At 62.9% G+C, this 14,527-nt stretch carries 12 protein-coding genes; 4 read left to right on the forward strand and 8 right to left on the reverse strand.

Going from position 1 to position 14,527, the window contains the following annotated elements; genetic code table 11:
* Positions 1-5: 5 nt before the first annotated feature.
* The 6 genes from BWR02_RS07595 to clpB form a co-directional block, all read right to left on the reverse strand.
* On the reverse strand, positions 6-503 hold the full coding sequence (locus tag BWR02_RS07595; RefSeq protein WP_139557159.1) for a DUF1499 domain-containing protein: 498 nt from the start codon (positions 501-503) through the stop codon (positions 6-8).
* A gap of 4 nt (positions 504-507) precedes the next feature.
* Positions 508-1,608, reverse strand: a complete 1,101-nt coding sequence (locus BWR02_RS07600) for a substrate-binding domain-containing protein (RefSeq protein ID WP_139557160.1) — start codon at positions 1,606-1,608, stop codon at positions 508-510.
* Between the two features lie 174 nt (positions 1,609-1,782).
* Positions 1,783-3,069, reverse strand: a complete 1,287-nt coding sequence (locus BWR02_RS07605) for an OmpA family protein (RefSeq protein WP_236102028.1) — start codon at positions 3,067-3,069, stop codon at positions 1,783-1,785.
* Positions 3,070-3,212: 143 nt separating this feature from the next.
* Positions 3,213-4,613, reverse strand: coding sequence for a phosphate regulon sensor histidine kinase PhoR (gene phoR, locus BWR02_RS07610; protein WP_139557161.1), 1,401 nt, complete (start codon positions 4,611-4,613; stop codon positions 3,213-3,215).
* Positions 4,614-4,620: 7 nt separating this feature from the next.
* Positions 4,621-5,313 (reverse strand): phosphate regulon transcriptional regulator PhoB, encoded by a 693-nt coding sequence (gene phoB, locus BWR02_RS07615; protein ID WP_139557162.1) that lies wholly within the window; start codon positions 5,311-5,313, stop codon positions 4,621-4,623.
* A gap of 121 nt (positions 5,314-5,434) precedes the next feature.
* A complete protein-coding gene (gene clpB / locus BWR02_RS07620; protein WP_139557163.1) occupies positions 5,435-8,014 on the reverse strand; it encodes an ATP-dependent chaperone ClpB in 2,580 nt (859 codons plus the stop codon).
* 248 nt (positions 8,015-8,262) lie between these two features.
* Between clpB and BWR02_RS07625 the strand changes: the two genes are divergently transcribed.
* A complete protein-coding gene (locus BWR02_RS07625) occupies positions 8,263-8,604 on the forward strand; it encodes an HvfA family oxazolone/thioamide-modified RiPP metallophore (protein ID WP_139557164.1) in 342 nt (113 codons plus the stop codon).
* 64 nt (positions 8,605-8,668) lie between these two features.
* Here BWR02_RS07625 and BWR02_RS07630 read toward each other — a convergent pair whose 3' ends face one another.
* Together BWR02_RS07630 and BWR02_RS07635 are read right to left on the reverse strand one after the other, a co-directional pair.
* Positions 8,669-9,151, reverse strand: a complete 483-nt coding sequence (locus tag BWR02_RS07630) for an NfeD family protein (protein ID WP_139557165.1) — start codon at positions 9,149-9,151, stop codon at positions 8,669-8,671.
* Positions 9,148-10,077, reverse strand: coding sequence for an SPFH domain-containing protein (locus BWR02_RS07635; RefSeq protein ID WP_139557166.1), 930 nt, complete (start codon positions 10,075-10,077; stop codon positions 9,148-9,150). Before BWR02_RS07635 ends, BWR02_RS07630 begins: the two co-directional genes overlap by 4 nt.
* Before the next feature lie 307 nt (positions 10,078-10,384).
* Between BWR02_RS07635 and pap the strand changes: the two genes are divergently transcribed.
* From pap to rsmG, 3 genes are all read left to right on the forward strand, one after another.
* Entirely contained in the window at positions 10,385-11,857 is a 1,473-nt protein-coding gene (gene pap / locus BWR02_RS07640) for a polyphosphate:AMP phosphotransferase (RefSeq protein ID WP_139557167.1), read from the forward strand.
* A gap of 87 nt (positions 11,858-11,944) precedes the next feature.
* Positions 11,945-13,819, forward strand: coding sequence for a tRNA uridine-5-carboxymethylaminomethyl(34) synthesis enzyme MnmG (gene mnmG / locus BWR02_RS07645; RefSeq protein ID WP_139557168.1), 1,875 nt, complete (start codon positions 11,945-11,947; stop codon positions 13,817-13,819).
* Entirely contained in the window at positions 13,816-14,460 is a 645-nt protein-coding gene (gene rsmG, locus BWR02_RS07650) for a 16S rRNA (guanine(527)-N(7))-methyltransferase RsmG (protein WP_236102030.1), read from the forward strand. Before mnmG ends, rsmG begins: the two co-directional genes overlap by 4 nt.
* The last annotated feature ends 67 nt before the right edge of the window (positions 14,461-14,527 follow it).

The following is a 14,527-nucleotide window of genomic DNA, read 5'->3' on the forward strand; positions in this document are numbered from 1 at the left end:
CCTCGTCAGCGGGCTTCGCCCGAAGCGTTGAAGCGTTCGCGCAGCCGCTCGACACGGCGACCATTGACACCGAAGTCCCAATAGCCGACGCGCGATGCGGAGCGCACTGCAATCATTTTGCTGGCCGGCAGCAATTGGAACTCGACATCGTCAACGAAGCGAAACACCCGGCTGGTCGCCTTCAGGCGCAGATAGCGATCAACTGAACTGTCCTCGACGACCGCCAAGCCCGGTTCCCCCTGCACGGCCTGCTTCAGCCTGGCCCAGGCGGCGTCCGGGTCACCCTCGAAGGAAAAGGCCCGGACATAATGGCTGTCTGACCGACTGCTGCTCGACACACAATTCGGTGTCGCCGGACAAGCCTGGATGCGACCCGCTTCAGCGGCAGCCATCGTGACAGAGGCGAGGCCGAGTCCCAGCGCTGCCGCCGCCCCCGGCAGGTGACGCGGCCGGAAAAACCCGCCCGTCGATTGCCGCAAGCCGCCGCAGCGCCGTGCCTTCATCGCGTCACTCCGTTGGCTCAGTCATCATCGGTGCGAAGGTCTTGGCGATGTCGGTCGAGACCTTGCGATCCACCTGCGCCAGAGGAATCAGCCCGTTCTTCACGACAAGGTAACCCTTGTCGCCAAAAGCGCGCTCGCTGGTGAACTCCTGAATGAAACGCGCCAAGCCCGGGATATAGTCCAGATGCGACTTCTTGACGTAGATGTACAGCTCGCCGGAGAGAGGATACAGCTCGGACGTGATCGTGTCCGACTTCGGCGCCACGCCGTCGATTTCGAGGGCTGACAGCTTGTCCTTATTGCGCAGATAGAGGCTGTAGGATACCAGTCCGAGCGCATGGTCGTTGCCAACCAGCTCGCGCACGACCAGGTCGTCATTGACCGTCACCTGGATGTAGGCCTGATCCGTGCGAACGTCCTGACAGGCCTTCTTGTAGTCCTGGGTCATCGTGGCGCGCTGCGCCGACAGCCAGGGAAAACCGTCGCATCCCGGTTCCAGCACCATATCCTGGAAGATTTCGCGAAAGCCGGAATTCGCGGGGGGACCGATGACCTCGATCTTGCGGTCCGGCAGCGCTGCGTTGATCTGCTTCCACGTTTTGTTGGTATTCAAATGCAGTTTCCGGTCGGTACTCGGGATCATCCGGCTCAGCGCGTTGTACAAGTCACGCCGCGTCAGATTCATCGCGGGGCTCTTCGCCGACTGGGCAAAAACCATTGCGTCACGGCCAATCGCGATTTCCACGATCTCGTTGACGCCGTTGTTGCGACACTGCTCATATTCCCGCTTGGTCATGCGGCGAACCGCATTGACGATATCCACCGAATCCTCGCTGTTGCTCTCGCAGAACAACTGAATGCCACCCTTGGTTCCGGTGGACTCGAGCCAGGGTGACTTCAGCCCGGCAACCGCTTTCTTCGTCCCCTTCTTTCCAACCTTTTCGGTGCCACCTGTGCCCAATTGTTCCGCGACCGCCTTGGAGAAAGGCGCGACGGTGGAAGACCCCACGATGTGGATATAGTCGCGAGCCATGGCGCCTTGAGTGCACAGAGCCAATGCCGCGCCGAGCGCAGCCGCGATCTTGAGTATTCCGGCGTTGTTCATTACGTCCTCTAGTCAGTCTGAATTCAGTCGCTGCACGAAGCCGGTCAGGCAAAGCGGTCGCCGAGGCCTCCGCGCAGGAATGCAAACACAAGTCCCCACAAAAGACAAACCCGCCGAGCGGCGGGTTTGTCCGGGCCCTTCCGTGGGCCTGATTCTGTCCTGACCCGTCAGGCGTTATTCGCCCATCCAGACCAGTTCCACGCGACGGTTAACCGAACGCTCTTCCTCGGTGCGGTCCGGCGATACCTTCGGGTACATCTCGCCGTAGCCCTTCGGGTACAGGTTGTTCGGCACACCCTTCATCTTCAGGTAGTCGACCACCGACGCCGCGCGACGCTGCGACAGCTTCATGTTGTACTGGTCGGTACCCTCGGTGCTGGTGTGGCCCTGCACTTCGATGTCCTTGGTCTCGCCCGAGGCGATCAGACCGGTCGACACTTCGTCCAGGATGCCCTTCGCCGTCTCGGTCAGTTCCGCCGAGTCGTAGTGGAAGTTCACACCGCGCAGTTCGATGCGGACCAAGCAGCCGTACTCGTCGACCTTGGCGCCCTTCATCGTGCCCGGGCACTTGTCGTCGCAGTCGTTGACGCCGTCGCCGTCCGAATCCTTCGTCGAGCAGTCGTCAACCGCCGCCGGCGCTGCCGCCGCCACCGGCACCGGCTTCTCGCCCAGCGGAATCACGAAGCCCGCATTCACGACCAGATCGTTGAAAACGTCATTACCGAAGGTACGTCCGTTGCCGGTCAACGGGTTCGTCACAGTGCGGCTGTTCGCAGTCTGCAACTGGTAGCGCACGTCAGCGCGCAGCAGGAAGTTGTCGGCCAGTTCCACCGTCGCACCGACACCCGTCTGGAACAGGAACTGCGCAGACTGGTTGCCGAAACCGTGAGCCGAACGCCAGCTTTCATTGACGCCACCGACAGCCGCGACCCAGTAGGGTGAGAACACGTCGCGGTCGAAGAAGAACAGCGCGTCGACCGTACCGCCGGTCAGGTCGGTCTGACCACCGACAGCACGAATGTTGTTCGAGTAGTTCATCCACAGGCCGCGGACTTCGAGGTTCAACCATTCGTTGATCATCTTGCCGATGCCCATGCCGCCGCCCCAGCCGCCGAAGGCCTTGCGGTCACCGCCGGGCTGCATGAACGTGCCGAACGGGGACAAGTACCAGCGATCATCGACGCAGCGCGAGTCGGCCGACGGTACGGAGGTGCCGTCCGGGCAGGTGTAGGTCGAGGTCATCGCCGCTGCAGCGGTATCGGAGGCGGCCGGGGCCGCTTCGGTCGCCGTCGCCATCGGATCCGCGACTGCCGGATCAGTGGCAGCCGTCATCGTGGTGTCGGGCGCAACCGCTTCGGTGCCGCTTCCCATCGCCATCGTATCCTGTCCGTACTCCGCGGCCTGAACCCCGGAGGCGGCTAGACCTATTAGCGCAAATGCGCACAGATTCTTGTTAATCATTACCGTCTCCTTCCACCAAAAAACAACAACAAGGACGAATTGAGCAACACCATACTATTCTCGGGGCTGGAAGAAATCAAGGGGGCGTCACTCCCTTTTTTGCGTTGTCAACGAAATTTCATGGTCGGAGCCCTTGGAATCGGTCATCGTGCAGAATCCGGGGCGGGCCTGGCACAGTCCGGGTCTCTGTCGACAAACTCTTCGTCCGACGCTGCGCAGACCCCTGTCGACGACGCTGCGGGTTCATGGGGGGGCAATGCAACAAGTCGTTTGCCGGGAAAGCAACAGATGAAGCGGCTTCCCTTTCCTACAACACTTTCGACCTGCAGCGTGGCGTCATGTCGGTTCAGGACATGCTTCGCGATCGCCAAGCCGAGCCCGCTACCACTCCTGCTGCGAACGCCCGGCACTTCCACACGGTAGAAGCGCTCGGTCAGACGGGGCAGGTGCTCCGGAGCTATGCCGGGGCCGGTGTCGCTGACTTCGAGTCGTGCGCCATTCTCGTCACCGCTCCAGGTCACCGTGACGGCACCCTCCTCCGGGGTGTATTTCATGGCATTGATCACGAGGTTCGAGAACGCGCTGCGCAACTCGTTCCCGTCACCGAGGACACCCCAGGCAGCGTCGATCGCGGTGGATAGCTTGGGATTGAACCCGAAGAGAACTTCCGCTTCCTGGCAGATCCCGTCGAGCAGTTCGGCGACATCGATCGTCTCGGGGGTACTCCGCTGCAGACCGGACTGCAGCCGGGTCAATGCCAGCAGGCTTTCGATCAGCTCATGCATCCGGTTCGTCTGCTCCTCCACGCGGCGGAAAATCATGCGCTCGCGTTCGGGCAGTGCTGAATCGGAGTCGCACAGCGCCTCGATGTACCCACGCATCACGGTGATGGGCGTACGCAATTCGTGTGAGACGTTGGCGATAAAATCGCTGCGGACCCTTTCCGCCAGTTTCAGCTCGGTCACGTCACGCGCCACCATCAGACGGAAGTCCTCGTCGCCATAGGGCACGACCCGAACCTCCAGCTCGCGGGTGTCATCGATGGGAGAGGGTATCGAGATCGTCGGCCCGGCGTCCGCGTCGCTCAAGTAGGTGACGAACCGGGTATTCCTGACGAGATTGGCAATTTGCTGGCCGACATCAGGGCGTCGCAACCCCAGGAAGCGGCTGGCGGAATCGTTGAACCAGTCGATCTCATTGCGCGGCCCGAGTACGACAGTCGCATCGGGCAGCGCTGCCGTCGCCGTCCGGAAACGGTCGAGCATCCGGAGCAGCTGTTTCTTGCGGCGCTTGTTCCGGCGACGGACCCGGAACACGAGATAGAACACTTCCTCCCAGATGCCATCCGCCTGGGGCAAGTCGCCGCTCTTGCCGCCGCGCAACCAGTGCAGCAGACGGTTGATAAAGAAAAGGTGCCGGAACAGATAAATCAGTGCGCAGACACTGGTCGCGAAAAACCAGTTCCCGCTGAGCCTAACCAGGAAGGCCAGGGCGAGGACGAGCAGAACAACCCAGAATAGCTCGGCCCGCCAGGCAGAAGACATAGGCCGATCAGTAAGCTGCCGAGAACCGGTAGCCGAAACCGCGGACCGTCTGAATCATCTCCTCGCGTTGATGCTCGGCGAGAATCTTCCTCAGCCGACGGATGTGGACGTCGACGGTCCGCTCCTCGATATACGTGCTGCGACCCCAGACCTGGTCGAGCAGCTGATTGCGGCTGTAAACCTTGTCGGGGTGCGTCAGGAAAAACTCGAGCAAGCGATACTCGGTGGGGCTCAGGTTCACGGCGGCCTGTTCGATGGCAACGCGATGTTCATCGGTATCGATCACGATACCGCCGACATCGATGCGTCCGGACTTCCCGAGCCGGCCGCTGCGCCGAAGCACCGCCTTGATCCGCGCGACCAGTTCACGGGTGGAAAACGGCTTCGTGACGTAGTCGTCGGCACCGACCTCGAAGCCTCGCACCCGGTCTTCCTCCTCGCCGCGCGCCGTCAGCAAAATCACCGGTATGTCACCGAAGCTTTCGTCCTTCTTGAGTCGCCGGGCCCACTCGACACCGCTGAGGCCCGGCAGCATCCAGTCGAGCAGGATCAGGTCGGGCATCTGCTCCAGCATCAGTGCCAAACCCTGATGCGCATCCGGTGCCGCCCGCACGGCAAAGTCAGACTGTTCCAGCACCATCACCAGCATTTCACGAATGGCGTCATCGTCTTCAACCACCAGCACGTTGATTTCGGACATCCTCAAAAGCTCCGGATCTACGAAAAAGCCCCGATCGTAAGTGCTGCATATTAAGGATCGATGACAGTGCAGACGCCGAAGGTCGGCGGCGACCGTTTTCCGTTACGGCCGCCGCCACTCGTCAGGCTGCCTTGCTCAGCGTGAACTCATCTCCCGACACGTCGACCGAGATTACATCACCGTCGGCGAAGTTCCCAGCGAGAATGGCCAGCGCAATCGGATTTTCCAGTTTCTGCTGGATGGCTCGCTTCAGTGGCCGCGCACCGTAGACGGGATCAAAGCCCGCCGCGCCGAGCCTTTCGAGCGCCGCGTCGCTGACGGCCAAACCGAAGCCCTTGCCCTCCAGACGCTTCCGCAAGTGGTCCACCTGAATGGCGGCGATCGCCCGGATCTGCTCTTTCGCGAGCGGATGAAAGACGACGACTTCGTCGACGCGATTGATGAACTCGGGTCGGAAATACTGTGTCACGATTTCCATGACCTCCGCCTTCATCTGCGCATAGTTCGCCTCGCCAGCCAGTTCCTGGATGCGCGACGAACCCAGATTCGAGGTCATCACGATCACGGTGTTCCGAAAATCCACCGTCCGCCCGTGGCCATCGGTCAGCCGCCCGTCGTCCAGCACCTGCAACAATACATTGAACACATCCGGATGCGCCTTCTCGACCTCATCGAGGAGGATCACCGAGTACGGCTTGCGGCGCACCAGTTCGGTCAGATAACCACCTTCCTCATAACCGACGTATCCCGGGGGCGCACCGATCAACCGCGCGACCGAGTGTTTCTCCATGAACTCCGACATGTCGATGCGGACCATCGCGTCCTCGGTGTCGAACAGGAAGGCCGCCAGGGCTTTGCACAACTCGGTCTTGCCGACGCCGGTCGGGCCGAGGAACAGGAACGAGCCGCTCGGACGGTTCGGATCGGCCAGTCCGGCGCGCGCCCGGCGGATCGCATCGCTGACCGCCTTGATCGCCTCGTTCTGTCCGACCACGCGCCGACCCAGATTGGCTTCCATCGTCAGCAGTTTCTCGCGCTCGCCCTCCAGCATCTTCGCCACCGGAATGCCGGTCCATTTCGACACGACTTCGGCGATCTCCTCGTCGGTGACCTTGTCGCGCAGCAGCCGGTTGTCCGCGTGTTCGGCCTTCTCGGCCCGTTCCAGCTCGGCCTGCAAAGCCGGAATCTGCCCGTACTGCAGTTCCGACATCTTGGCGAGATCGCCGGAGCGGCGCGCCGTCTCCAGGTCCAGCCTGACCTTTTCGAGCTTCTCCTTGATCGAGGCAGTCCCCTGCAGCGCCGCCTTCTCCGCGGTCCACACTTCTTCGAGATCGGCGAACTCCTTCTCGGCCTCGGCGATGTTCTCTTCCAGAGCCTCACGGCGCTTGCGCGACGCTTCGTCGTGCTCCTTTTTCAGGGCTTCGCGCTCGATTTTCAGCTGGATCAGGCGGCGCTCGAGGCGATCCATCTCCTCGGGCTTCGAATCGATTTCCATCCGGATCCGGCTGGCCGCCTCGTCGATCAGGTCGATCGCCTTGTCGGGCAGGTTACGGTCCGTGATATAGCGATGCGACAGCAGGGCTGCCGCGACGATGGCCGGATCGGTGATCGTCACGCCATGGTGAACTTCATAGCGTTCCTTCAATCCGCGCAGGATCGCCACCGAGTCCTCGACCGACGGCTCATCGACCAGCACCTTCTGGAAACGGCGCTCCAGTGCCGCGTCCTTTTCAATGTATTTCCGGTACTCGTCCAGCGTCGTCGCCCCGATGCAATGAAGCTCGCCGCGCGCCAGGGCCGGCTTCAGCATGTTGCCGGCATCGATCGCACCCTCGGCCTTGCCGGCGCCGACCATCGTGTGCAACTCGTCGATGAACAGGATGATCTTGCCTTCCTGTTTGGCGACATCATTCAACACCGCCTTCATGCGTTCCTCGAACTCACCGCGGAACTTCGCGCCGGCGATCAAGGCGGCCATATCCAGCGCCAGCAGCCGCTTGCCCTTGACGCCTTCCGGCACCTCGCCGTTGACGATGCGCTGGGCGAGACCTTCGACGATGGCCGTCTTGCCGACGCCGGGCTCACCGATCAGCACCGGATTGTTCTTGGTGCGCCGCTGCAGTACCTGGATCGTGCGTCGAATCTCGTCGTCGCGCCCGATCACCGGATCGAGCTTGCCGGACTCGGCACGCTCGGTCAGATCGATGGTGTACTTCTTCAGCGCCTGTCGCTGTTCCTCGACGTTCGGATCGTCGGCCTTCTGTCCGCCTCGCACCGCTTCGATAGCCATCTCGAGCGGAGCACGCTCAACGCGGTTCTTGCGCAACAGCTCACCGAGCTGGCCGCGGTCGTCCAGACAGGCGAGCAGGAACACCTCGCTGCTGATGTAGCTGTCGCCGCGCTTCTGAGCGAGCTTGTCCGACAGGTTCAAGAGCTTGGCCAGATCGCTGGAGACCTGCACGTCTCCCCCGACACCCTGCACGCTGGGCATGCGCTCCAGCGCGGCGCCGAGCGCACTGCGCAACTGGTTCACGTTGACACCGGCCTGGGCTAGCAGAGGCTTGACCGTGCCACCCTCCTGGTCGATCAGCGCGATGACCACGTGCAGCGGCTCGATGAATTGATGATCGTTGCCCAGCGCGAGACTTTGCGCATCGGCCAGGGCTGTCTGAAATTTGCTAGTCAGTTTGTCCATTCTCATGGTGGGAATCTCTTTATTGGCGAAAGCACGATGATTTCAGTTCTGAGGCTGGCGCCGGTGCTTTTCAAGCAGCGCCGACCGAGGCGGGCTTCGATCCCGAAACGAAACTGTGTAACATCGCCAAGCTCAGGGTTGCCTAGGGAGAGGGTGGGCGCAACTTTCGAGTTTGCAACGGTCTAACGCAGGCCGGATTACAAAAACGCTGCCCGTCATCGGAGATTTTTCATTTCATTTGTCGAGGAAGAAGCATGCAGAAGAAGTTCAACAAGTCGCCGCTCTCGAGCGTGCTGGGCACCGCCATCGTCACGTCCCTGACGACGGCCGCCGTCGCTGAAGAGCGGGATCCGTTTGCCCTCAAGGATCTGTCGTCGGGCTACCTGCTGCAGGTGGCCGAGGAAACGAAAGCCAAAGAAATGACCTGCGGCGAAGGCAAATGTGGTGCCCAGATGATGAAGGCGCCCGAAATGAAGTGCGGAGCCGGGATGCAGGAGATGATGAAGCAGCAGGAAGCGCAGCAGAAAAAGGCGATGGAAGGCAAATGCGCCGGCATGGCCCCGGCGACACCCGCGCCCGAAACGAAGACCAACTGATCCATTCGTCGGCCGATTGCGGCGCCGCTGTCGGCGCCGCAAAGGCGATACTGCCGGTTCGGTATCAGCGGGTCGCCTGACGCACCTGCCCCTCCCCACGAACTTCCCCATCCAGCGCCTCCACCCGCAACATCACGCCATCGGCTCCGATGATGCGGATCCGTGCCCCGGCCGGAGCATCCGCCCCGCGTATGCGCCACATCGAGTCGTCGATCCTGATCTTCCCCTCGCCATTGACGATGGGCTCCGGCAGCACGCAGATGCGACCCACGAGCTGGGCGGCACGCCGGTTCAACAGCGGCCTGTCCGATTCGATCGGATGCCGCGTCAGCAGCTTCCGGGCCAGCACGATGCTGGCGACCGACAGTACCGAGAAGGTAAGCAGTTGCGACTCCCAGGACAGATCCGGCCAGGCCCACAGCAGGGCGCCGGTCAGCAGCGCCGCCTCGGCCATCCACAAAAAATACATGCCGGGCGACAGCAACTCCACGACGAGCAGCAGCGCACCGGCTGCCCACCAGTGCCAGAAGACGATCGGGAGCGTCATCGGGACGGCTCCGTCTTCTTGAAAGCGGCTTGAGTCAGCTCGGCGAGCCCGCCCACCGCACCGATGGCCGTGCTCGCCTCCAGCGGCATCAGGATGACCTTGCTGTTGTCGGCGGCCGCAAGCTTGCCGAGCGCGTCGATGTACTTCTGTGCGACGAAGTAGTTGACCGCCTGCAGATCGCCCTTCGCAATCGCCTCGGACACGGCGAGCGTTGCTCGCGCCTCGGCCTCTGCCGCCCGCTCACGCGCCTCCGCATCGCGAAACGCGGCCTCCTTGCGGCCCTCCGCTTCCAGCACGGCTGCCTGCTTCAGGCCTTCCGCCCGGAGAATCTCGGCCTGTCGGTGACCTTCGGCTTCCAGTACCGCGGCTCGCTTGTCCCGCTCGGCCTTCATTTGGCGGGCCATGGAATCCACCAGATCCTGCGGCGGTGAGATGTCCTTGATTTCGATCCGCGTGACCTTGACGCCCCAAGGCGTGGTTGCGTCATCGACAACGGTCAGCAGGCGCATGTTGATCTCGTCGCGCTTGGACAACAGTTCGTCCAGATCCATCGAACCCATCACGGTCCGGATGTTGGTCATGGTCAACTGCATGATGGCCAGCGGGAGGTTGGTGACTTCGTACGCAGCGCGAGCCGCGTCGACGACCTGATAGAACACGACACCGTCGACCCGGATCATCGCATTGTCCTTGGTGATGACCTCCTGCGAGGGCACATCGAACACTTGTTCCATCATGTTCATCTTCGCACCGATCTGGTCGATGACCGGCACGATGATGTTCAGGCCCGGTGGCAAGGTGGTGGTGTACTTGCCAAAGCGCTGAACGGTGTATTCCTGGCCTTGCGGCACGAACTTGACACCGAGCACGACGATGGCGACGGCCAATGCCAGCAGGACGAGTACGAATAACGTGAAGCCGCTCATGGCGATGATCTCCGGGCAGTGGCGATGTCAACCTCGCGCATTATCCGCGGGTAGCGCAGCCTCGTCATAGTAAGAATTCTTTCTTAAAGGTTCGTGGTTGCTGTTACCGCGCCCGTTTTCTTGGGATAAGGTGCTTTTCTCGATCTGAGTCAAGACGATGAGCGACCCGCTACCTTGGGGACAAGCAGCCCGTCCGATGTGGGACGACTGTGGATAAGTCGGATGCCGAGGCCGCGGTCTGATTCTTCGACAATTTATCCCCGTATCCTAGGGGCGCTTTTCAACAGGTTTTCCGGAGCGCAGCGCGATGTTTGAATTGGCGGAACTGAAGAACCGTGTCTCCAAGGCGGCCTACGTCGACGCGCTACCGGATCTCCGGAGCCGCTTGCTCGAACTGCAGCTCCAGGTGGAGGCCGCCGGCATCCCGGTCATCGTGTTGCTGGCCGGTGTCGATGCCGCCGGCAAGGGTGACCTGGTCCATGTGCTGAACGAGTGGCTGGATCCGCGCTACATGCGGACCACGGCCTACGGCGAACCTTCGGATGAGGAACGGGAACGCCCCGCGCATTGGCGTTATTGGCTGGCCTTGCCGGAACGCGGTCGTATCGGGCTGCACATCGTCGCCTGGTATGGTCCGCCGATGGCCGACCGCCTGTACGAGCGGATCGGCAACGCTGCGCTCGATGCCGAACTGACGCGGATCAATCGTTTCGAGAAGGCGTTGACCGAGGACGGTGCGCTGGTCGTCAAGTTCTGGCTGCACCTCAGCAAGAAGCAGCAACGGCGCCGCATCGACAAGCTGGAAGAGAATCCGGAAACGCGCTGGCGCGTGACCGACGTCGATCGCAAACACCTGAAGCTCTACGACCGCTTCATTGCAGTCGCCGAGCGAACGCTGCGGGAGACCAGCACACCCGACGCGCCGTGGCTGATCCTGAACGGTTACGACGCGCAGTACCGGCGCCTGACGGTGGCGCACCACCTGATCGACCGGCTCGCGAGCCGGCTATCGGCCCACGCTGCCGCGCCGGCGCTGCCGACCGCGGTACCGCGGTCTGCCACCGAGACCAGCCTGCTCGGCTCGCTCGATCTTTCGCAACGCCTGGAGCGCGAAACCTATCAGAAGGAGAAGGCGCGGCTGCAAGGGCTGATCAGCCAGCTGACACGGCGGCTAAGGGCCGAGAAGCGCTCCAGCATTTTGTTGTTCGAGGGATGGGACGCGGCCGGCAAGGGCGGGGTCATCCGGCGGATCACGCCCGCCCTCGATGCGCGGAACTACCGCGTAATCCCGATTGCGGCACCGACCGACGAGGAGAAGAGTCACCATTACCTCTGGCGCTTCTGGCGGCACCTGCCACGGGCCGGAAAGGTCACGATCTACGACCGCAGCTGGTACGGGCGGGTGCTGGTCGAGCGGGTCGAAGGTTTTGCGACGGCTCAGGAGTGGATGCGCGCCTACACCGAGATCAACGATTTCGAGGAAGACCTGACCGATCGCGGCATCGTGTTGCTGAAGTTCTGGCTGCACATCAGCAAGGAAGAGCAGCACCGGCGTTTCGAGGAGCGCAAGCTGACGGCCTACAAGCGCTTCAAGATCACCGAGGAGGATTATCGGAATCGCGAGAAGTGGGGCGAATACGAGGCGGCGGTCGACGAAATGGTCACGCGGACCAGTACCGAGTTCGCGCCGTGGTATCTGATCCCGGCGAACGATAAGTACCACGCGCGGATCGAGGTGCTGCGGCTGATCTGCGCGGCCTACGAGAAGGCGCTGAAGTGAGCGGGCAGCCCTCCCGGCGACTCGCCCGATCAAGCCGTTTCCGCTATGATTCATCGCCTTAGATAGGATTCCGACCCAAGCGACCCCATGCTTTACGCAACCCACTACGACGTCATCGTGATCGGCGGCGGCCACGCCGGCACCGAGGCCGCGCTGGCGGCGGCCCGTACCGGTGCCCGTACGCTGCTGCTGACGCAGAACATCGAGACCCTCGGCCAGATGAGCTGCAACCCGGCGATCGGCGGCATCGGCAAGGGTCATCTGGTGCGCGAGATCGATGCGCTGGGCGGCTGGATGGCGCAGGCGGCAGATCGCGCCGGGATCCAGTTCCGCACCTTGAACGCCAGCAAGGGGCCGGCGGTGCGCGCGACACGGGCCCAAGCCGACCGCGCCTTGTACCGGGCGACGGTGCGGCAGCGGCTGGAGCGCCAGGAGAACCTCGACCTGTTCCAGCAGCAGGCGGCCGATCTGGTCCTCGAAGGCGATCGCGTCGCGGGCGTGGTCACGCAGATGGGTCTGCGCTTCGCCGCGCGCGCGGTCGTGCTGACCGCCGGCACCTTTCTGGCCGGCCGTATCCACATCGGGGAAAGCAACTACGAAGGCGGCCGCGCCGGCGACTCGCCGTCGAACTCGCTGGCGCAGCGATTGCGCGAACTGCAACTGCCGGTGGGGCGCCTGAAGACCGGCACGCCGCCCCGCATCGACCGGCGCAGCGTGGATTTCTCGGTCATGCAGGAACAGCCCGGCGACGAGCCGGTGCCGGTATTTTCGTTTATCGGCTCGCGGGCCGACCACCCGCGGCAGGTGCCGTGTTACATCACCCGCACCAATGGCCGCACACACGAACTGATCCGGTCCGGTCTCGATCGCTCACCGATGTATACCGGTGTCATCGAGGGCGTGGGCCCGCGCTACTGTCCGTCGATCGAGGACAAGGTCGTCCGCTTCGCGGATCGCGACTCGCACCAGATCTTCGTCGAGCCCGAAGGCCTGGACGCGTTGGAACTGTATCCGAACGGCATTTCGACCAGCCTGCCGTTCGACGTGCAGTTCGAATTCGTCCGCTCGATCCGCGGCTTCGAGCAGGCCCACATCACACGCCCGGGCTATGCGATCGAATACGACTTTTTCGATCCGCGCGCGCTGCGCCCCTCGTTGGAGACGCAGGCCCTCTCCGGACTGTTCTTCGCCGGCCAGATCAACGGCACGACGGGCTACGAAGAAGCCGCGGCTCAGGGTCTGATCGCCGGTCTCAACGCCGCGCGTCAGACCCGCGGTCAGGAACCCTGGTGCCCGACGCGGGATCAGGCCTACATCGGCGTGATGATCGACGACCTGATCTCGCGCGGCACCGCCGAGCCCTACCGCATGTTCACAAGCCGGGCCGAATACCGGTTGCTGTTGCGCGAGGACAATGCCGACCTGCGGCTGACCGAGCAGGGTCGCGCGCTGGGGCTCGTTGACGACGCACGGTGGGCGCTGTTCGACCGCAAGCGCGCGCAGATCGAGCGGCTGCAGCAGAGGGTCGACAGCGAGCGGGTTCGCTACACGCTGCCCGAGTTCCAGCCTTCGGACGAACCGGGCGGGGCGGCGGCCACGCAGGACAGCCTGCTGCGGGATTTGCTGAAGCGTTCGGATGTCACGGTCGCGCACCTGGAACAACAGTTTCCGGAGTTCTTCGCGGAATTCGACGCTGCGGTCAAGGATCAGGTCGAGATCGCGGCGAAGTACGCCGGCTATATCGATCGGCAGCACACCGAGATCGAGCGCACGCGGCGCTACGAGCATTGGCGCGTGCCGGCCGGTTTCGATTACCGCAATGTGGTCGGACTGTCGAACGAGGTGCGCGAAAAGCTGCACCAGCGCCAGCCGGCCACGGTCGGTCAGGCCTCGCGGATACCCGGCATGACGCCGGCCGCGGTGACGCTGCTGATTGTGCACATACGCAAGCTGAGCGCGTGACGAACGAGGATCTGGCGGAACAGCTAGCGTCGGGCGCGCGGGAACTCGGGCTCGATCCCACTCCGGAACAGATCGGGCAACTGCTGCAGTTCCTGGCCCTGCTGCGTCGCTGGGGCAATGTTTACAACCTGACCTCCATCGATCGTCCCGAAGACATCGTCCGTCTACACCTGCTGGACAGCCTGAGCCTGTGGCCGCACCTGCGCGGCAGGCGCGTGCTGGATGTCGGCACCGGCGCCGGTCTGCCGGGCATTCCGCTGGCCGTGCTGTTTCCCGAGCGGCAGTTCGTCCTGCTCGACCGTACCGCCAAGAAAGTGCGCTTCGTGCTGCAGGCCGCAATCGCGCTCGGCCTGCGCAATGTCACCGGCAAGCATTCCCGGATCGAGGATTACGCGCCGCGCGAACCTTTCGATGTGATCGTCGCGCGTGCCTATGCGTCGCTGAGCGACATCTGGTCGCAGACCGCCCGCCTGTTGGCAGCCGACGGCGCGATACTCGCCATGAAGGGCCGAGCCCGGGAGATCGAGCAGGAAACCCTGCCGGCTGCTCGGCTCGAAACGGTCGCACTGGTCGTTCCGGGACTCGATGCCGAGCGGCATCTGGTGGTGATGACGGAATCGAACCCATCGCCGCCCGCTTAGCCGGACGGGCCGAGTGACGCCCTGCATGCTGTCCGCGACGTACTTCAAACAACCTTGTGGAGCGAGA

This window comes from Methylotetracoccus oryzae (assembly GCF_006175985.1).
Lineage (GTDB): Bacteria > Pseudomonadota > Gammaproteobacteria > Methylococcales > Methylococcaceae > Methylotetracoccus > Methylotetracoccus oryzae.

Excerpts from the sequence above, each read along its gene's own strand:
- BWR02_RS07595 (WP_139557159.1), bottom strand. The coding sequence starts at position 503 with ATGAAGGCACGGCGCTGCGGCGGCTTGCGGCAATCGACGGGCGGGTTT.
- BWR02_RS07600 (WP_139557160.1), bottom strand. The coding sequence starts at position 1,608 with ATGAACAACGCCGGAATACTCAAGATCGCGGCTGCGCTCGGCGCGGCA.
- BWR02_RS07605 (WP_236102028.1), bottom strand. The coding sequence starts at position 3,069 with ATGATTAACAAGAATCTGTGCGCATTTGCGCTAATAGGTCTAGCCGCC.
- phoR (WP_139557161.1), bottom strand. The coding sequence starts at position 4,613 with ATGTCTTCTGCCTGGCGGGCCGAGCTATTCTGGGTTGTTCTGCTCGTC.
- phoB (WP_139557162.1), bottom strand. The coding sequence starts at position 5,313 with ATGTCCGAAATCAACGTGCTGGTGGTTGAAGACGATGACGCCATTCGT.
- clpB (WP_139557163.1), bottom strand. The coding sequence starts at position 8,014 with ATGAGAATGGACAAACTGACTAGCAAATTTCAGACAGCCCTGGCCGAT.
- BWR02_RS07625 (WP_139557164.1), top strand. The coding sequence starts at position 8,263 with ATGCAGAAGAAGTTCAACAAGTCGCCGCTCTCGAGCGTGCTGGGCACC.
- BWR02_RS07630 (WP_139557165.1), bottom strand. The coding sequence starts at position 9,151 with ATGACGCTCCCGATCGTCTTCTGGCACTGGTGGGCAGCCGGTGCGCTG.
- BWR02_RS07635 (WP_139557166.1), bottom strand. The coding sequence starts at position 10,077 with ATGAGCGGCTTCACGTTATTCGTACTCGTCCTGCTGGCATTGGCCGTC.
- pap (WP_139557167.1), top strand. The coding sequence starts at position 10,385 with ATGTTTGAATTGGCGGAACTGAAGAACCGTGTCTCCAAGGCGGCCTAC.
- mnmG (WP_139557168.1), top strand. The coding sequence starts at position 11,945 with ATGCTTTACGCAACCCACTACGACGTCATCGTGATCGGCGGCGGCCAC.